The organism is Mangrovitalea sediminis, assembly GCF_002514725.1.
Classification (GTDB): Bacteria; Pseudomonadota; Gammaproteobacteria; order Pseudomonadales; family Oleiphilaceae; genus Mangrovitalea; species Mangrovitalea sediminis.
This window is the reverse complement of sequence record NZ_NTLB01000004.1, coordinates 142,334-158,752: the sequence shown is the minus strand read 5'-3', so window position 1 is coordinate 158,752 and position 16,419 is coordinate 142,334. Positions and strand designations below refer to the sequence as shown.

The 16,419-nt window shown below is 59.1% G+C and carries 20 protein-coding genes; 4 read left to right on the top strand and 16 right to left on the bottom strand.

From position 1 onward, the window contains the following. Positions 1 to 105 precede the first annotated feature (105 nt). The 12 genes from CLR77_RS10650 to CLR77_RS10595 all read right to left on the bottom strand — a co-directional run bounded on the left by CLR77_RS10650 (position 106) and on the right by CLR77_RS10595 (position 9,596). Positions 106 to 1,008, bottom strand: a complete 903-nt coding sequence (locus tag CLR77_RS10650; protein WP_097460637.1) for a F0F1 ATP synthase subunit gamma — start codon at positions 1,006 to 1,008, stop codon at positions 106 to 108. Continuing rightward, on the bottom strand, positions 995 to 2,524 hold the full coding sequence (locus tag CLR77_RS10645; RefSeq protein ID WP_097460636.1) for an alternate F1F0 ATPase, F1 subunit alpha: 1,530 nt from the start codon (positions 2,522 to 2,524) through the stop codon (positions 995 to 997). The genes CLR77_RS10650 and CLR77_RS10645 overlap by 14 nt, the downstream gene beginning before the upstream one ends. After that, a complete protein-coding gene (locus CLR77_RS10640) occupies positions 2,514 to 3,293 on the bottom strand; it encodes a F0F1 ATP synthase subunit B family protein (protein WP_097460635.1) in 780 nt (259 codons plus the stop codon). The genes CLR77_RS10645 and CLR77_RS10640 overlap by 11 nt, the downstream gene beginning before the upstream one ends. A gap of 2 nt (positions 3,294 to 3,295) precedes the next feature. Next, on the bottom strand, positions 3,296 to 3,574 hold the full coding sequence (locus CLR77_RS10635) for a F0F1 ATP synthase subunit C (RefSeq protein ID WP_097460634.1): 279 nt from the start codon (positions 3,572 to 3,574) through the stop codon (positions 3,296 to 3,298). Beyond that, a complete protein-coding gene (locus tag CLR77_RS10630; protein ID WP_097460633.1) occupies positions 3,571 to 4,290 on the bottom strand; it encodes a F0F1 ATP synthase subunit A in 720 nt (239 codons plus the stop codon). The genes CLR77_RS10635 and CLR77_RS10630 overlap by 4 nt, the downstream gene beginning before the upstream one ends. Further along, positions 4,287 to 4,577, bottom strand: coding sequence for an ATP synthase subunit I (locus CLR77_RS10625; protein WP_097460632.1), 291 nt, complete (start codon positions 4,575 to 4,577; stop codon positions 4,287 to 4,289). The genes CLR77_RS10630 and CLR77_RS10625 overlap by 4 nt, the downstream gene beginning before the upstream one ends. Positions 4,578 to 4,601: 24 nt before the next feature. After that, positions 4,602 to 4,946 (bottom strand): AtpZ/AtpI family protein, encoded by a 345-nt coding sequence (locus CLR77_RS10620; RefSeq protein WP_097460631.1) that lies wholly within the window; start codon positions 4,944 to 4,946, stop codon positions 4,602 to 4,604. Next, the gene (locus CLR77_RS10615; protein ID WP_198962737.1) at positions 4,943 to 5,356 is read right to left on the bottom strand and encodes a F0F1 ATP synthase subunit epsilon; all 414 of its coding nucleotides are present in this window, start codon (positions 5,354 to 5,356) and stop codon (positions 4,943 to 4,945) included. Before CLR77_RS10615 ends, CLR77_RS10620 begins: the two co-directional genes overlap by 4 nt. A 1-nt stretch (position 5,357) precedes the next feature. After that, entirely contained in the window at positions 5,358 to 6,785 is a 1,428-nt protein-coding gene (atpD, locus tag CLR77_RS10610; RefSeq protein WP_097460989.1) for a F0F1 ATP synthase subunit beta, read from the bottom strand. 182 nt (positions 6,786 to 6,967) lie between these two features. Further along, complete coding sequence (locus CLR77_RS10605; protein ID WP_097460630.1) at positions 6,968 to 7,306, bottom strand: DUF2956 domain-containing protein; 339 nt, start codon at positions 7,304 to 7,306, stop codon at positions 6,968 to 6,970. Positions 7,307 to 7,508: 202 nt separating this feature from the next. Beyond that, on the bottom strand, positions 7,509 to 8,249 hold the full coding sequence (locus tag CLR77_RS10600; RefSeq protein ID WP_097460629.1) for a c-type cytochrome: 741 nt from the start codon (positions 8,247 to 8,249) through the stop codon (positions 7,509 to 7,511). A 72-nt stretch (positions 8,250 to 8,321) separates the two neighbouring features. After that, positions 8,322 to 9,596, bottom strand: coding sequence for a sulfite oxidase (locus CLR77_RS10595; RefSeq protein WP_158227176.1), 1,275 nt, complete (start codon positions 9,594 to 9,596; stop codon positions 8,322 to 8,324). Between the two features lie 439 nt (positions 9,597 to 10,035). Between CLR77_RS10595 and CLR77_RS10590 the strand changes: the two genes are divergently transcribed. Beyond that, positions 10,036 to 10,677, top strand: coding sequence for a hypothetical protein (locus tag CLR77_RS10590; RefSeq protein ID WP_097460627.1), 642 nt, complete (start codon positions 10,036 to 10,038; stop codon positions 10,675 to 10,677). 135 nt (positions 10,678 to 10,812) lie between these two features. On the opposite strand, the gene CLR77_RS10585 is transcribed toward CLR77_RS10590, so the two are convergent. Together CLR77_RS10585 and CLR77_RS10580 are read right to left on the bottom strand one after the other, a co-directional pair. After that, complete coding sequence (locus CLR77_RS10585; protein WP_097460626.1) at positions 10,813 to 11,760, bottom strand: haloalkane dehalogenase; 948 nt, start codon at positions 11,758 to 11,760, stop codon at positions 10,813 to 10,815. Between the two features lie 13 nt (positions 11,761 to 11,773). Further along, on the bottom strand, positions 11,774 to 12,562 hold the full coding sequence (locus tag CLR77_RS10580; protein WP_097460625.1) for a substrate-binding periplasmic protein: 789 nt from the start codon (positions 12,560 to 12,562) through the stop codon (positions 11,774 to 11,776). A 330-nt stretch (positions 12,563 to 12,892) separates the two neighbouring features. On the opposite strand from CLR77_RS10580, the gene CLR77_RS10575 reads away from it, so the two are divergent. Beyond that, the gene (locus CLR77_RS10575) at positions 12,893 to 13,276 is read left to right on the top strand and encodes a DUF2750 domain-containing protein (protein ID WP_097460988.1); all 384 of its coding nucleotides are present in this window, start codon (positions 12,893 to 12,895) and stop codon (positions 13,274 to 13,276) included. A 56-nt stretch (positions 13,277 to 13,332) separates the two neighbouring features. On the opposite strand, the gene CLR77_RS10570 is transcribed toward CLR77_RS10575, so the two are convergent. Further along, positions 13,333 to 14,079: a DUF1223 domain-containing protein gene (locus tag CLR77_RS10570; protein WP_158227175.1), complete on the bottom strand. Its 747-nt coding sequence runs from the start codon at positions 14,077 to 14,079 to the stop codon at positions 13,333 to 13,335. 63 nt (positions 14,080 to 14,142) lie between these two features. Here CLR77_RS10570 and CLR77_RS10565 point away from each other — a divergent pair, with 63 nt between their 5' ends. Together CLR77_RS10565 and CLR77_RS10560 are read left to right on the top strand one after the other, a co-directional pair. Next, a complete protein-coding gene (locus CLR77_RS10565; RefSeq protein WP_097460623.1) occupies positions 14,143 to 14,367 on the top strand; it encodes a hypothetical protein in 225 nt (74 codons plus the stop codon). A gap of 216 nt (positions 14,368 to 14,583) precedes the next feature. After that, positions 14,584 to 15,456: a formylmethanofuran dehydrogenase subunit E family protein gene (locus tag CLR77_RS10560; RefSeq protein ID WP_097460622.1), complete on the top strand. Its 873-nt coding sequence runs from the start codon at positions 14,584 to 14,586 to the stop codon at positions 15,454 to 15,456. A 14-nt stretch (positions 15,457 to 15,470) separates the two neighbouring features. Here the strand turns inward: CLR77_RS10560 and CLR77_RS10555 are convergent, their stop codons facing one another. Next, positions 15,471 to 16,115: a response regulator transcription factor gene (locus CLR77_RS10555; protein WP_158227174.1), complete on the bottom strand. Its 645-nt coding sequence runs from the start codon at positions 16,113 to 16,115 to the stop codon at positions 15,471 to 15,473. Between the last annotated feature and the right edge of the window lie 304 nt (positions 16,116 to 16,419).

Sequence of the window (16,419 nt, the reverse complement as noted above, 5' to 3'; positions counted from 1 at the left end):
ATCTAATGGATAAGGGTTTTTATAGCGAATTTGCAGTGTGGATATACCATGTTGCAACGGTACCTTTCGGCACTGTCATGGTACCTTGAAGTACCGGGTTTTCGATTATCCTGGCGCCTGATTCCCTGTCAGCGCCTCAAAGCCGCCCATCAGGTCCAGCAACTCCTCCGTAATCATCTCCTGTCGTTCCTGGCTGAAACGGGTGCCGAGTTCGGTGAGATGTTCGTCGATATTTTTTTCGGCCACCTGCATGGCTGCGAGGCGGCTGCTGTGTTCGCTGCTGAGGGATTCGGTGCAGGCGCGGAACAGAGAGCTGAAAATAAGCTGGCGGGTGAGGGCGGCGAGCAGGGCCGGGCGCGCCTCGGTGTAAGTTGGCAGGGAACGCCCGGGCCACCGCTCGGGAACACGGGCGTGCAGGCGTTCCAGGTCGATCGGCAGCAGGCGCAGCATGTGGGGCTCGCGGCCACGGCGGTTGGGCAGGTTGCGGTTGTAGAACAGGAGGACCTGGGTGTTGCCTTGCAGTCGCTGATAGTGATCGACACGCTGCACCAGTTGTCTCACGGTATCGCCGATAGCCATGATTGAGGAGGGAACCGTAAAGGATTCCTGGGTGGCGTGGTGACGATCAGCGAGATGGCCGTCCACGCGGGTGCCGACGCTGAGCAGCAGCCTGTCTTCATGGCGAATATGCAGGCCGTTCAGGCGCTCCACCGCGTAGTGGGCGATGTCCTCGTTGAAGCGTCCGCACAGGCCCCGGTCGGAGCCGAAGATAATGGCTACTGCACGGGGGGCATGGGCGGGCGGCCTCGGTAACCGCCCGCGAGGGGCCATATCCCGCAGGACGACATAAAGGCCCATTTCCACGGTTCGGGTGTAGTCGGTGAGGGAGGCCATCGCCTGTTCATATTGGTGAATGCTGGCCAGTGCGAGCGACTTCATGGTGCGGACGACTGTCTGCAGGTCCGTCACGGTTTCGATGGAATGCCGCAGTTCCTCAAGGGCGGCCATGAGGCTCCTCCTCATGGAAACCGCCGCGCAAAGCTTCAGTGAGGAGTGCGGCGATCTCGGTGACCTGCTCTGTGCTGAGTTGCTCCCCAGCGTGAATCGTTTCGCCGAAGCTGAGACCCTGTTCTGCCACCACTGCGCGGATGCGCGCTTCCGCCTCGGCAATCCGTTCCAGGGGGACTGGGTCCAGCAGGCCCTGCGTTGCCGCCAACAGGACGATCACCTGTTCTGTGGTGGTCAGAGGTTGCTCTTCTCCCTGCTTGAGCACTTCGCGGATGCGACGCCCCCGTTCGATGCGTTGGCGGGTATCTTCGTCCAGGCGTGTACCAAAACGGGCAAAGGCTTCCAGTTCTTCAAACTGGGCATAGGCCAGCCGCAGTTCGCTGGCAATGTGACGGAATGCCGGCAGCTGCGTCTTGCCGCCGACCCGCGACACCGACCTGCCGACATCGATGGCGGGCAACACGCCCTTCTGCGCCAATCGTGGCGACAGGTAGACCTGGCCGTCGGTGATCGACACCAGATTCGTGGGGATATAGGCCGCCAGGTTTTCCGCTTCCGTCTGGATGATCGGCAGTGCGGTCAGGGAGCCGCCGCCGAGATCGTGTTTGAGTTGGGTGGCCCGTTCCAGCAGGCGGGAGTGGATGTAGAAAATATCGCCAGGATAGGCTTCACGGCCCGGCGGCCGGCGCAGCAGCAGAGACAGCTCCCGGTACGTGTTGGCGTGCGCGCTGAGATCGTCGTAAACGATCACCACGTCATGCCCCTGGGCCATGAAATATTCGCCAATGCTGGTGGCGGCGTAGGGCGTGATGTACTGCATGCCCGGAGGCTCCTCACCGGATGCGACGACCACGACGGTTTGCGAGAGCGCATCATGCTTGCGGAGGGTTTCGATGACGCGTGCGACTGAGGAACTGCGCTGGCCGATGGCGCAGTAGATGCCGATAAGCCCCTTGTCCGCCTGATTGACGAGCGTATCCACCGCCACGGTGGTTTTGCCGGTCTGTCGGTCGCCGAGAATCAGCTCACGCTGACCGCGGCCGATGGGGATCAGGGCGTCGATGGCCTTGATGCCGGTTTCCAGCGGCCGCTGCACCGGTGCCCGGTCGAGGATGGCAGGCGCAGGGCGCTCCAGGGGCCAGCGTTCCGTACTTTCAATCGGGCCGGCCCCGTCCAGCGGGCGGCCAAGGCCATCGACAACCCGCCCCAGCAGGCCCATGCCGACCGGTACGTCCATTACCCGCCCGGTTCGACGCGCCTCGGTGCCTGCTCCGAGGTCAGTATTCCGCAACAACACCACGCCGACTTCGTCTGGGTCGAGGTTGAAGGCGATGCCCTCGGCGCCACCGGCAAAGCTCACCCACTCCTGCGCCTTGACGCCGGGTAGGCCCTCGACCAGCGCCACGCCGCGCCCAACGAACGTCACCCGCCCAGCCTCCCGGGCACGGAGGACTTGGTGGCGCTGTAACTCGTCGTCGAGTGCTGTGCTGACGGCCCTCCAGTGCTCATCCAGCATGGGGCAACTCCAGGGTGGCCGTGGCGAGATGGGTGCGCAGGTTAGATTCCACTTCGTTCAGGTGTTCAGCCAGGGACCAGCCGACCTGATAGCCGGGTGCACGCAGCTCCAGGCCGCAGATCAGTTGGCTGTCCTCTTTGAATGCAGGGGGCCGGGGTAGGTCCAGTGTGGTCTGCACCACCATCGCCAGTTCCGTTCGCAGGCCCTCTGCCAGGGGCATGGCGCTGACCAGGGACAGGGTTTCCTGACGTTCGGCGGCTTCCCTGAACTGTTGTCGGTCTTCTTCGGGCAGGTCGGGGAGTCGATGCAGGAAAACGCGGACCATTTGGGCCTCGAGTTCGGCATCCGCCAGTTGCTGCAGCGCCTCACGACTTAAATGACACACCTGTGCCGAGAGCTGCTGGCGCAGTTCCCGCAGAAAGGACTGGCGCTCCCGTTCCACCTGTTCGCGCCAGCGGCGACCGGTGTCGGCCACATCGTCGCGCAGGCTTTCCAGCATGGCATCGCGCCGGGCTTCCACTTCATGGCGCATATCGCGTAGCAGGCCTTCCCGCTGCGCCTCCAGCGCGTCGGACTTGGCCCGAAAAGCCTCCGCTTCCTGGGTTGCGATGGCGGACTGGTCAGCCGCCTGTTGCAGTCGCTGGGCGATACCGGCCTCGCGCCGGTCCATGGCATCCAGTACCGGGCGATAGAGGAAACGCTTTAGCAGATAGACCAGGATCAGGAAGTTGACGATCTGGGCGATCACCGTGAAGGTGTCGATCTCCATGTTCAGCCTCCGGCCTTGGACACCATGTAATCCCAGAAGGGGTTGGCGAAGATCAGGATCATGGACACCACGAAACAGTAGATCGCGGTGGACTCCACCATCGCCAGGCCCACAAACAGGGTGCGGGTAATGGTGTTGGCCTCATCCGGTTGCTGGGCGATGGCGCTCAGTGCCTGGGCCAGGGCGCGGGCCTCGCCAAAGGCGGGACCGATGGAGCCTATGGCGATGGTCAAACCGGCGGTTATGATCGAGGCGATGCCGATCCAGGTGGGGTCCATCATGGTGTGTCTCCTGTGTTCGAATCGGGTGTCGGGGGCGAGGTATCCACTTTCTGGTGAACCGTACTGGCGGACGCGATATAGACCGTCGCCAACACTGCGAAGATGTAAGCCTGGATCATTCCGGTGAGCAGTCCCAATGCCTGCATCACCACGGGGAAGAAAAGGGGAATGACACCCAGCAGTACGGCAGCAATCACGGCGCCGCTCATGACGTTCCCATAAAGGCGTACCGCCAGGGCCACGGTGCGCGATAGCTCACCGATCAGGTTAAATGGCAGCATGAACGGCGAGGGCTTGAGGTACTGGCGCAGGTAGTCGCCCAACCCCTGGCGGCGGATACCGAACAGCGGCACCGCGACGAACACGCAGATGGCCAGCGCCACTGTGGTGGAGAGTGAGGCTGTCGGCGGGTAATAGCCCGGCACGATAGCGAGTAGATTGGACAGGGCGATAAACAGGAACAGGGTGCCGATAAAGGGCAGCATGGGCAGCGGGTCCTGACGACCCACATCCCGGATCTGGTCGCGCAGGGCGCTGACGATCACTTCCAGCAGGTTCTGCCAGCGGCTCATCCTGGTGTCATCGCTCAGGTTTCGCGTCGCTAGCCGCGCCAACAGCAGCAGGAGTGCCATCACGAGCCAGGTATAGAGCAGGGTCAGATTGAGCTTCAACGGGCCCCACTGCCAGAGCACGTCTGCATCCGGGCTCAGGTTCATGGCGTGGACTCCCGTTTGATCCGGGCATCACCCAGCCGGTAGCGCAGCCAGATACGGGTTAGGGTAAACACGACCAGTGCCAGCAGGGCAGCCTGCCAGTGAAGTTGCAACAGTGCGTAGAAACCGGCCAGCGCCACTCCCATACGTAGCACCAGGCTTCCCATCAGCAATGCCGCCGGGTGACTGGCGGCCGGAATGCGCTGCACGGTCCACCAGAGACCTCCAAAGAAGAACAGGCCCAGCAGCAGCCCGCCTAGGGTGGCTACGATGATCGTCCATGCGTTCATCGGTTGTTTCTCCTTCTGCTTCCGTCAGTTTTGGGTCGGTGGCTCGTGCGTGTCGTCAACATTATCGGCATTCGCCTGATCGTGTTCCGTCTCTCTTTGCACCCAGTGCCAGGCATTGAGGCAGCCCAGAATGACGCCGGCAAAAAGCAGCGTCAGTGTCCAGGACACATGGCCGGGCCAGCGATGATCGATCCAGAGCCCCAGGGCTGCTCCGCCCACCGTCGGCATCGCCACCGACCAGCCAATGATGCCGAACAGACCGAGCCCGAAAAAGATATTCGGCCGCCGCCCCTGCGCTCGCAGACGGCGTTCCGCCTTGCCGCGAACCTGCTCGGCTAGCGGTTTGCGACGGTTGCGTTCCGGGGTCATGACAGCAATTTCTCCATTTCGATAAAGCGTCTTACCACCCCTGCCTCCAGCCGGGCGACTGCGGAGCGGGCCTGTCGCTCCTGTTCGTCCAGGTGCCGGTAGCGAGTCTCAACGGTCTCCTGCAGGCTGGCCAGGTCGTTACCGATCACTGCATCCCGCGTAGAGACCAGGACCTCGTCGCCACATTTCACCAGAACGCCTTCATCAACGGCCAGATAAACCGTCTCGTTGTTCTCATTCAGGTAGGAGAGCAGGCCTGGCGCCAGCGCTGCCACCATATCCACATGGCGTGGCTTGAGGCAGAAGAAACCGTTGTCCGCCTCCGCAATGATCTTCGTTGCTACCGCGTCGATCAGAACGCGGTAAGGCAGCAATACCTTCAAGCGCAACTGGGTGACGGGTCCGGTCATCTCAAGTCTCCTTGACCGACGGGGCGACGGCTGGTATTTCGTCGATGGTGCCGATCATATACAGGGCCTGCTCCGGGTGTTCGGCGAACTCATCGGCCAGGATGCGTTCGCAGCCATCCAGGGTTTCCGGCAGCCGAACCAGCTTGCCCGGCTTGCCGGTAAACTGTTCGGTCGTGAAAAAGGGTTGTGTCAGGAATCGTTCCAGGCGGCGGGCGCGAAATACGGTGCGGCGGTCAGCCTCGGACAGCTCCTCCAATCCCAGCATGGCGATGATGTCCTTCAGCTCTTCGTATTCGGCCAGGGTTCTGCGCACGGCCAGGGCAATGTGGTAATGGCGCTCGCCGACGACGGTTGGCGTCAACATCTTGGAGCTTGAGCGCAGCAGGTCCACCGCGGGGTAGAAGCCCTGGCTGGCCCGCTTGCGGGACAGGATCAGCGACGCCGACAGATGGGCAAAGGTGTGCACCGCCGAAGGGTCGGTGAAATCATCCGCCGGTACGTAAACCGCCTGTACCGAGGTGATGGCACCCGTCGCCGAATTGCAGATCCGTTCCTCGACCTCAGCCAGCTCCGTGGCCAGGGTGGGCTGGTAGCCCACCCGCGACGGCAACCGCCCCATCAGCCCAGACACCTCGCTACCCGCCTGGATAAAGCGGAACACGTTGTCCATCAGCAACAGCACATCCCGTCGTGCCTGATCCCGGAAATACTCGGCAATACTCAGCGCCGCGTGTGCCACCCGAAACCGCGCCCCAGGCGGTTCGTTCATCTGTCCGAACACCAGCACCGAATGATCCAGAACCCCGGCCTCGGACATTTCCCGGTACAGTTCCTCCGCTTCCCGGCAGCGTTCTCCGATCCCACAGAACAGACTGATGCCTTGATAACGTTTGAGCATGTTGTGGATCAGCTCGGTAATGACCACCGTCTTACCCACCCCGGCGCCACCGAACAACCCTGCCTTGCCCCCCATCTCCAAAGGCGCCAGCAGATCGATCGCCTTGATGCCGGTTTCGAACACGTCAGTACTGATGCGGCGTTGGGCGAGTGGCACCGGCGGCTGGTGAATACCCCGCCGCGGTCCGCCGGTTAAGGGCTCGCCAGCGTCTATAGGGTTGCCCAGCACATTGACCATACGCCCCAGTAACCGCTCACCCACCGCCACATCCAGCATTCCGCCCGTTGCCATTACCCGGTCGCCCCGTGCCAGGCCGTCGGTACTGGAAAGCGAGATACCCCGTATCGTCTCACCATCGAGATGGGTGGCAACCTCGATAACGACGTTGTCATCGGCGCCGGTGACCAGCGCGTCGTTGATGGCGGGGAGGGCGTCGGGGAAACGCACATCGACGACGCTACCGCGGATACGGGTGATCTGGCCGTAGTTGGTATCGCTCGGGAGCGAGCCGGTGCCTGCCTGCGACGTCATATCCGCTTTGTCCTTGAAACGCATGTGGTTTGCATTGACCTATTACACATGATCTGTGGGTTGGAAGCGAAAGGGAAGTGTGTGGCGTGGTAATTGGCGGTGGGGTGATTTGAGTCAAGAGTGAGAGAGGGGCTGGTGTCGCGGTGTGTAGCTCGGATAGGGGGGTGCCTTTTTCGTGCTGTTTACCCCCCGAAGCCCAGTGCATAGACACCTATTCCGGCCCAAGTGATCAGTAGCAACGTCCAGGGTAACCATGGGGTTCGATAGCGGACCTCGGATTTTGGAGGGATTTGTTCCGCGCATTCGGTCGCTGTCTGGCGTTCTTCCTTTTTGCGCAGTTTGTCTTTTTCCCGGGCTTTGGCTTTTTGCTGTTTTTTGTACTGATCAATGCCTTTCTCTATACCCTGCGCGATCAGTTTTGTCTGCTCCTTGCTTTGCCCGGGCCGCTGAGTCGCGTTTGCCATGGTCCAGGCATCCTCTTGGGTTTGCGGTGACGGTTGCTGCTTTTTGATTTTTGCCATAGGACTCGGATCGGGTTGTTTGCGATGTTGCTATTGGAACGCATTGCAGGGGGCTGCGTCGAATTTTCCACGATCCATGTGTCCCGTGTTTGATTGGTGGTGATTGTCTTGGCGTGTAAAAGGATAGCGCTAAAGGGGGCAGGTCGATTTCTATGTGATCAAACTGATCATTTTAAAATCAATCTGACCCTTTTGATGGGCATCAGCGTGAGGACTTAAGGCTGGCCCGGTACGCGTGGACCTCGTCGGGGGTTTTCGGCGTCGTCCGGACCTTGGCGACCGCCGCGGCGTCGAGTGGCGCCATGTCGGCCGGGCGCAACGCGTCATTGCCCCAGGATTTGCGGACGTACTCGATCACTGCCGCGATCTCGGCATCCGAGAGGTGCGCGAACGATGGCATCACGCCGTTGTACTCCTTGCCTTTAACGGTGATTTTGCCCTGCAGGCCGTTGATCACGACGTACGCCGGAAACAGCCGGTTGAGCATGAGGTCCCGGTTGCCGGAAAGTGGTGGAAAGTTCCCCGGCAGGCCGGCGCCATTCGGCTGGTGGCAGCTTGAGCACTGCTCGTTGAACAGGGTCTTGCCGTCAACCTTTGCAGTGGTGGACTCCACGGCTGCTTGGGTCGGTGCCGGCGGCGGATTTGGGCCCAGGTAGGTGCCGAGATAGTCGAGGATCTTGGTACGGCGGTCCGGGGGGATGCGCAAGCCATACTGCTTCATGCTGTCCAGCAGGTCGCTCCAGGCATTCTTCGGGATGCCGGCCGAATCTTTCAGGTATTGCAGGTCGTGACAGGTACGACAGGTGCCGTAGACGAGGTCGCGGTTGGGGCCGGGTGGCAGTTCGATCTCGGCCGCTGCCGCAGCACTTGGCAGCATGGCAGCAAGGATCACTCCGCCTGCGCGCGTAAAAAGCCGGGAACGGTGCCTGCGTTGATGCATCATCAGATTTCCGTCCACTGAGTTGCAGGGGCGCAGGGACCGCGCACAGACGGCGCGGCCCCCCGGTGGTCCGGATCAGGCGAACTTCACGGCGCTCCGTTCAACACCGTTCCATTCGTAGCCGCGGGGATTCCACCGCGCCAGGCCGTTGATCGGCTGAGTGCGGCCGAGTGCGTCGGTCGCCCGTGACATCAGCGTCTGCTCGCCGGCGCCGATCCTGGTCTTCACCGACCAGTGATGCCATGCCCACGGGCTTTCCGGCGTCTCTATCTTCGCCATGTGCCACGACTTGCCGCCGTCGGCGGAAACCTCAACGGAAGTGATCGGCGCCATGCCGTCATTGAAGGCGACGCCGGTAATCTCGACCATGCCGGATTTCGGACTGTCGCTGGGCAGAGGTGAGAAGATTACGCTCTTGATGGCCTGGCCATAGGTGGGTCTGCTGTTCTCCAGGGTGTAGTCGTTGGCCCCGAAGGTGCCTGGCTCGACCGGCACCAACGGCATGCGGTAGGCCATCGACTGGTAGGTGCTCGGCGACTGTTCGGCGGCGAGCATGAGTACCGTCAGCAGCTTGACGTTCATGTTGCCGTAGAAGCCCGGAATGATCAGCCGCACCGGCCCGCCATGAATTGCGGGAATCGGCTCGCCGTTCATCTTCAGTGCCAGTATGGCGTGGTCGAGCGCCTCGTCATCGAGTCGGTAGCTTTTGGCGAAGTCGGTGCCTACGCGGGTTGCCGGCTGGTCCCAGCCTTCTGCCGTCAGCCAGCGAGCGGCCGGCGACGGTTCCATCTCCAGGCCCTTGAGGAACGGCTTCAGCGGCACGCCTTCCCACACCACGTTGCCCATGCCGCCGTTCTGCCACTGACCGCCAGCGACCTTCTGCTTGGCGGCGTAAAATGAGCGGCCGTTGCCGGCACACTGCAGCACTGCGACACGCTGCTCCTGCGGCATAGCCTGCAGATCGGCGATAGTCACCGTGCGCGGCCGCTTGACCAGGCCGTCGACGCGGATCGACCAGTTCTTGACCAGCTCGGCCGGTGGTGCCGCCGTCGTTGCGTACCACGCGGCGTTACCCTCGTGGGGGTAGTGATAGCGGGAGAACAGAATTTCTTTCGGGGTGTGCTTGTGTTTGCGCAGCAGCTCAAGCGGGGTTTCAGTGACACCGAGCTTGGCGTTGTGGATGATCAATTCCGGCGACTTGCCGTGAATGATCTTATCGGCCGTCTCCTTGGCCTGAGCAAAAGCGCGGCTGATCAGGGTCGGTGCGAACCCGACCGCCAGGCCAAAAGCACCGGCGAGGGCTCCAAACCGGCGACGTGACATAAGAAAACGACTCAAATCATTAGACATGTGAGCCTCCCATCGATCCATCGATATCTTGTTTTCGTTGTCGTGCGATACGGCCGTTGTTCTGGATTCTAAGCACAAAATTAAATTTTTTTCAAGTCTGGTGGATGAGGGTGATGAATTTTCGCCGGAGGCCCCGCCAGAAGCGGCCTGACGGCCTGTCAGGGCCCCCGTCGAGCAGCTGAGAACTGAAAAAGAGCCAAAAAGAAAGCGCTACAGGGACGCCCATTCCAACAGCGTGCTCAGGTCGCAATATTCAAGGTGCGAAGGCAGATCAGTGCGGCTGAATAAGCCTGTTGGCGGCGGAAAACAGGGAGTTGGAGCGAGCAGACGGCCCTTCTGCGCTATAGTCCAATTACTCGGCCTCCAGCGCGGAGACCATTTGGTGGGAACATAGAAATAGAAAACGCATGGACTTTGTTGACATAGCGAAGCAACCACAATGACAAAACCCTGGTTCAACACAACGGGCTGCACAAGGCTGGAGATCAAAAAGTACCAATCGATTTCCGTACAAGATGTGGTTGGCTCCGTCACCATCGACGATGCTGATGCGATAAAAAGCATCATGCAGCGCATTGAGCAGATTCCGGCTGACGGAAGCAGGATGGTGTCATGGGGGCCGGACGTCGAAAGTATCGATTTATTCTTTCACGGCGATAATCAGCCGACCCAAAAGATCGAGGTTTACCAGGGCCACTTCAAAACGCCGTCCACCGGATTCAATGCCGGAGGCGAGGTTGAATCGGCACTTTATGCTGATATCGAAGCTCTCCTGTTCCCCGCGCTCAAGAAGCGAGTATTGAAGATCAAAAACCTCGAACTGCGATTTGAGGATTTTTCGTTGGCGTATCTTGGGGCAAAGCACTCGGAGCCGGCTCCGGTTACCGTGTCCTGGACTACCGATCAATTCTTGCTAAAGGATGCGTCGGGCGGAGAGGCGTTGATTGAGATTGTCTCCGGGCAACGGCCGCCAGCGCCATATCACTTTGATGTCGGCGGCGTTGGCTTTACGCTATTAACCTATCAGGCTGAGGCCCAGGAACGCCTGTTTCCGCACTATTTTCAAGTGATTGGCCGGTAGCGGGGTAGCAGGAACATCAGTCCGCTTTGCCTGTAGACGCGATACCCGCCAGATCGACCTGCTCTCCGAGGCTTCATCCACGTGGCCTAACTCGGCATTGGGGGCAACTTCCGGGTGCAGGTCGTCGGCACCTTCTCAGGACTCCTCCGCCACCACTGACTCCGTACGTTTGGCTCCCCGTGCCTGCTCCCCCGTCCCCATTGTTGCCAACAGGTCATTGATCGCCCGGGCAAACTGTACCGGCGAGTCTTCCTGCAGGAAATGACCACCCACGAGGGTTTGGTGGGGTAGTCCCTTGGCGCCGGGGATGCGTTCCTGCAGGTACTTGTCGCCGCCGCGCATAATGGGATCGCCGTTGCTGAAGGTGGTGAGGAATGGCTTCTTCCATTGCTCCAGTACCTTCCAGGCCTGGCGGTTGGCGTCGGATGCCGGATCGGTCGGACTCACTGGCACCAGGCGCGGAAAGGCGCGGGCGCCCGCTTTGTAGTTACTGCTGGGGAAGGGGGCATCGTAGGCTTTCAGTTCGTCCGGCCCCAGCTTTCTGAAGCAGGCGGTATTGACGATACGGGAGATGGGGAACCAGGGGCTGTAGACCGCAAAGGCTTTCCACAGCTGAAACGCCCTCGGCACCTTCTGCTCACCCGTGGGGAGCATGCCGTTGCCGACCACTATGGCTCGGAAGCGCGCTTCATTTTCGGCGGCCAGACGCAGGCCCAGCAGGGAGCCCCAATCCTGGCAGACGAGGGTGATATCCGTCAGGTCCAGCTGGTCAATCAGGGCCTTTACCCAGTCCATGTGGCTTTGATAGCTGTAGTCATCCATCTTCAGCGGCTTGTCCGATTTGCCAAAACCGATCAGGTCCGGCGCGATAACCCGGTGACCAGCGGCAGCGCAGATGGGAATCATGTGCCGGTAAAGATAGGACCAGGATGGCTCACCATGGAGCATAAGAATCGGTTTGGCGTCCCGTGGGCCTTCGTCAACGTAGTGCATTCGTAGACCGCCGACATCCACGTAGTGGGGTTCGAAGGGGTAGTCCAGCAGGCGATTGAAACGATCATCGGGGGTGCGTACATAGTCCATGGCGCTATTCCTTTTATTCTTGGCGGCTTGTTGTGACTTGGACTCCGGGCAAATAGGCTCGTCCGTTACCCTGACTGGTTTTGCCGGCCAGTGACCTCTGAACCTGTTTGATACGTTGTTGAATGTCGTCCTCTTGCAACCGCTCCTGGAGGTAAGCATCAAACGGGGCGAGAAACTTCACGTAGCGCGATTTCTGGGAGAAGGCGATCCGTAATCCTCTGAAGCTGAGGGGCGGCGACAGAACCCTTATCCGGTCTGTGTAACCCATTTTTTGTGCCGTTATCTGGATTTTATACTGGGCGCCTACGCCATAATCCGCACGCTTCTGTGTGAGCATTCTGATCATCATCTCTTCGTCCGTCGTGTCCTCGACGTTCAGTTTTTGGCGATGACGTTCGAAGGCCTGACCCAGGCTGGCACCCCTGACCTTCAAACCCCGTAAGCCGACCAATTCGTCGATGCCTGCTGAGGACAACGGGCTTTCTGCTGTCACCACAACAGCGGTGGGAACCTGGGCGAAGGGGACGGTAAAGGCCATATAGCGAGACCGGGCCGGCGTCTTGTAAATGGTCAGAATCATATCGAGGCGGCCAGCTCGCATCTCCTGTATCGCTCGCCGCCAGGGCGTGGAGGGGGACATGACCGAGAGGTCGATATCGTAATGACGAAAGAAGTCACGGGTCAGTTCGAGAGTGAGGGGCTGCCAGTTGGGCGAGGCGACATAAACGGACACGCTGTCTCGAGCGTCGGCGCGACCGATCAGCAGCATACTGAGAATTGCCAACAGCAGTAGTCTGGACATTGTTTTTGTGGGTGACTGCAATTGGTTCAATCATAGTCGCTGTTCCATTGCGGCTGTCAACAAAGGAATGGTCGCGATCAGATCCTGGAATTGCCGTTTATCCCACCGGGTGGAACGGAATGCGTCAGCAATGGGGTAATCTCAATATCATGCCTGGCTCTTGGTAGCATCTCGGTTCCCGGGGGCAAATCAGGTTGAGTGAACCATGTTCAGCATCTCAAAACACGCGTAATCTACTTGGGTTTCAGGCGTATTTTTACAGCGGCGCGGAGTGGGAAAACCGCAATGCGGCGCTTTTTTATTGAAGATCATCATGTCGTAGGTCTGTGTATGAATGACGAACAGTTGAAGGCGGTATTGGGGTTGAACGGCGAGGAGCGGTTCGATTATTTCTTGAGTAAGGTCGGCGAAGAACGGGAAATCTGGATACTGATCAATGCCGAGAATCAGTTCCTGAAAATCTATTCTGAAGATGATGGTTTTGAGTATTTGCCGGTATGGCCCAGCTCTGATTTTGCGCTTGAGTACGCCAAAGATTCTGGTGGTTTGTCGCCCAAAAGTATCGCACTGCCGGACTTCTTCAAGAAATGGATACCCGGTCTGCAGAAGGATGGTCTGGAGATTGGTGTGTTTCCCGGCACCGACGAAACGCTCTGGATCACAGAACCTTCGGAATTGAAGAATGACTTGCAGGAAGAGTTGTCGAACCTGTAAACAATTCATTTGCCAAGGGCTGTCTATGCAGACGCTCCCCTTAGCCGCAACGGACTTCATTGCGGCGTCAAATAGCCACCGGTCGCCTGAATAGGCGTTTCCTGGTTTTCCGATGAGACCCAAACCACGATTCCCAGGCGGGATGCGGTTTTGACCTTTGGCGTCGGCAGCGAAAGTTGCCAATGGTACTGGTTGTGCTGAGGTGTGGCGGTTTGGGTGCTCTGCCCGAGATTCACAAAGTCGTGATGTAGCGTGCGCCCCGCATTCTCGCCGTCAGGCACCTGGGTGGTTAAACCGAAACCGAGCAGTGCTGCCGTTGCCCGAAGGCGGCTTGACGGTGTCAAGGGTGAAAAGGTTGCTGCGATACGGTGACCTGCGACCTGCACCTCGAGCGTACCGACCGGCGGCAGTGTGATATCCGGCGGCGTGGTATATCGCCACCAACTCCGAAACTCATGGCCCTGGAACATAATTGCAGGCGTATAAACGGCGCTGAGTTGGCCGTTGGTGCGATAGGCGCGCTGACGGGCGGAAAATGCAGCACTTTCAAAGGGATCAATCCATCCCAGTGCGTCCCAGTAGTCCACATGAAAGGCGATTGGAATAAACCGCTGCCAGAGTCCGGGCGCTTTTTGCAGGCGGTTTAGCCAGGCATCGGCAGGTGGGCAACTGCTGCAGCCCTCCGACGTAAACAGCTCAATCACCGCGACGGCACCGGGTCCGCTCTGAAAATGAGCGTTGGCGCCAACGGCCGTGCCGGTCAACAGGCAACAGAGTAGGCCTGCCAGGAAGTGCGTTTTCATGGAGGTCATGTCCCTTGAGTTCGACATAAAGCAGAGACACACGAAAGTGTCCTCGGTTACAGCGTGGTCTCGAAAGGGAAGGGGCGGCAGGCCGAAGCCGGTTACTGGGCGCTAAAATCGTTGGCGTCAACGCCGGTTGACCCTACCCTCGAATTCGGGGCATCGGCCGATGATGTTGCGCTGACCATAGATGCTCACCCTACGCTGAGCGAATCTGTCGGTATGGCGGGCGAGTTGGCAGCCGGTACCATCACGGACCTCCCCAATCCGCAGGCCTCAAGGCGCTGATATCTCCGGCCGAAGACGCCGTCCGTTGCGATGATCATGATGCGCATGCCTGAGAGGTCTTGCTGTCTCGCCAGCTTTTTTTGGGGGTAGATCTCCCGAGTGGGCCAAGGAATCGTCCCTTGTGCAACATGCGCAATTCGGGAATATTGTTAAGATCGATCCTAGGTATCGTTTGGCAAAAATTGACGCAGTCCGGGCAAACAGGGAGAGAACCCCATGTCTGTTTCAAAGAGTGTTTGGGTTGCCTTTTTCATTCTTTTCAGCGCCGTTGCCAGTGCGGCCGAACCTACCTATCGCCAAGGAAAGACCATTTTTGTCGAAACCGGCGTAGAGGCGCCGGACAGGTCGCCGACCTGGTACGCCTCCATGGTCGATAAACCCTACGCACCGACATTTGAAATGCTCGCGACCCAAGGCACTCAGGGGCGTTACTACCCCTATACCTACCCGGTTACGCTCAAGGATATGATCAAGTTCCACGGGCACGATTGCGAGGGTACCATCCACGTCGCCAATGCTGCCTGGGTTGCCTTCAAGATCCTGTTTCCGGACGGCATCATCGATCGCAGCGTATTGGGTGGTATCAGCGGAAAGTCGCCCTGTTGGTCGGACGGTGTCGCGTTCCTTACCGGTGCGCGGCTGCAATACGGTAACCTGGGTTTCTTCCGGGATAAGCGCTACAGCCACGCGATCATCCTATACCGGGAGGATACCCATCAGGCTGTGTTGGCGACCTGGAAGCGGGGGATCAACAATATTCCCGATGAGCCGGTGATGCTGCCGGGAGTAATCCATTGGACGCCAAAGGTCTCTGTGAAGCAGATTGAGGCGCTCAAGGCCGTGGTAAAAAATGCCGGCGGCAATCCGACACCCTATCAGGTCGACCTGATGCGCCATCAACAGTGGGTCCAGGTCAACGATATCCTGTCGCATCCCCTTGAAGACAGCTATCAGGCGAAGGTCATTCCCAACTTCAAGCGGTCTGACTGGGTTGACCCGGCGCTCAGCTTTCCGCATCCCTTTGCGCGTACCGATACGCGCCTGAAAAATCATCCTTACCGTGAACGTCCTGTCGTTCCCGATCAATAAAGCGGTGCCTGCCGTTAACCGCCGTCCAGGGAGATCAGCTCTGTACGCAAGGCGAAAAGGACAAGGTCGGCAGTGGTTCGCAGCCCTAATTTCGAGAAAATTTCTGTGCGGTGGGAGGACACGGTCTTTGGCTTCATGCCCAGCCTTGCTGCGGTTTCTGCTACCGTCATACCCAACGCCAGGCATTTTGCAACTTCTGTTTGGCGTGGACTGAGCTGGCCGGTTTTCCAGTCGACTTTATCGTTACAGGCGAGTCTCTCCGCCATTAAAGGGCAGACATACTGCTTGCCCTCCGCCACGGCCTCGATGGCTCTTTTCAACTCCGACGGCGCTTCGTGTTTTAAGAGGTAACCGTTGGCGCCGGCAGAAAGGACCTCCTTATACAGGCTGGGGAGAGCCGTCTCCGCCAGCATCAGAATGGGTAAGTTGGGGAATGTCTGTCGTATCCGCTGAAGCGCATCCAGTCCCGGTATCCGCCCCAACGACATGTCGAGAATGAGCAGGTCGAGGGAGTGTTCGCTCGCGAAGCGTTCGAATTCATCGCTGTCCCCGCATTCGAAGGCTATGTGGCAATTGGGATAACGATTGATGAGTGAGGATAGTCCGCACCGAACGATTTCGTGGTGAGCAATGAGTGCCAGCCGATTTATCTTTTTCACCGTTCGCTTGACTCTAAATCCTTGGGCAACGTTACAAATCGCTTCAGAGCTGGCAGGGGGGTCCGAAAATTGCAATAAGCACACATTTGTATCATATCAAAACACAAAATAAAACGTTTGAGTTATTGACTGTACCGAGATGATTGTGGGGTCTGGAGCAATCCCAGGCGCTGACAGGTATTTCAATTGGCGGCGGCGTTGGATGGATACGCAACCTGCGGTCGGCAACCTGTTAATCGCACTGTGGGGTTTATGGGATGTGGTGGGACAGCGCGTCGGATGGCCAACATGGTGGCGACGCCCA

What these genes read in the sequence shown, in the direction of transcription:
- CLR77_RS10615 (WP_198962737.1), bottom strand. Translation starts at nt 5,356, where the DNA reads ATGACCGGACCCGTCACCCAGTTGCGCTTGAAGGTATTGCTGCCTTAC.
- CLR77_RS10600 (WP_097460629.1), bottom strand. Translation starts at nt 8,249, where the DNA reads ATGATGCATCAACGCAGGCACCGTTCCCGGCTTTTTACGCGCGCAGGC.
- CLR77_RS10635 (WP_097460634.1), bottom strand. Translation starts at nt 3,574, where the DNA reads ATGATGGACCCCACCTGGATCGGCATCGCCTCGATCATAACCGCCGGT.
- CLR77_RS10590 (WP_097460627.1), top strand. Translation starts at nt 10,036, where the DNA reads ATGACAAAACCCTGGTTCAACACAACGGGCTGCACAAGGCTGGAGATC.
- CLR77_RS10560 (WP_097460622.1), top strand. Translation starts at nt 14,584, where the DNA reads ATGTCTGTTTCAAAGAGTGTTTGGGTTGCCTTTTTCATTCTTTTCAGC.
- CLR77_RS10645 (WP_097460636.1), bottom strand. Translation starts at nt 2,524, where the DNA reads ATGCTGGATGAGCACTGGAGGGCCGTCAGCACAGCACTCGACGACGAG.
- CLR77_RS10575 (WP_097460988.1), top strand. Translation starts at nt 12,893, where the DNA reads ATGAATGACGAACAGTTGAAGGCGGTATTGGGGTTGAACGGCGAGGAG.
- CLR77_RS10595 (WP_158227176.1), bottom strand. Translation starts at nt 9,596, where the DNA reads ATGTCTAATGATTTGAGTCGTTTTCTTATGTCACGTCGCCGGTTTGGA.
- CLR77_RS10625 (WP_097460632.1), bottom strand. Translation starts at nt 4,577, where the DNA reads ATGAACGCATGGACGATCATCGTAGCCACCCTAGGCGGGCTGCTGCTG.
- CLR77_RS10605 (WP_097460630.1), bottom strand. Translation starts at nt 7,306, where the DNA reads ATGGCAAAAATCAAAAAGCAGCAACCGTCACCGCAAACCCAAGAGGAT.
- CLR77_RS10630 (WP_097460633.1), bottom strand. Translation starts at nt 4,290, where the DNA reads ATGAACCTGAGCCCGGATGCAGACGTGCTCTGGCAGTGGGGCCCGTTG.
- CLR77_RS10570 (WP_158227175.1), bottom strand. Translation starts at nt 14,079, where the DNA reads ATGAAAACGCACTTCCTGGCAGGCCTACTCTGTTGCCTGTTGACCGGC.
- CLR77_RS10640 (WP_097460635.1), bottom strand. Translation starts at nt 3,293, where the DNA reads ATGGAGATCGACACCTTCACGGTGATCGCCCAGATCGTCAACTTCCTG.
- CLR77_RS10620 (WP_097460631.1), bottom strand. Translation starts at nt 4,946, where the DNA reads ATGACCCCGGAACGCAACCGTCGCAAACCGCTAGCCGAGCAGGTTCGC.
- CLR77_RS10580 (WP_097460625.1), bottom strand. Translation starts at nt 12,562, where the DNA reads ATGTCCAGACTACTGCTGTTGGCAATTCTCAGTATGCTGCTGATCGGT.
- CLR77_RS10650 (WP_097460637.1), bottom strand. Translation starts at nt 1,008, where the DNA reads ATGGCCGCCCTTGAGGAACTGCGGCATTCCATCGAAACCGTGACGGAC.
- atpD (WP_097460989.1), bottom strand. Translation starts at nt 6,785, where the DNA reads ATGACGTCGCAGGCAGGCACCGGCTCGCTCCCGAGCGATACCAACTAC.
- CLR77_RS10585 (WP_097460626.1), bottom strand. Translation starts at nt 11,760, where the DNA reads ATGGACTATGTACGCACCCCCGATGATCGTTTCAATCGCCTGCTGGAC.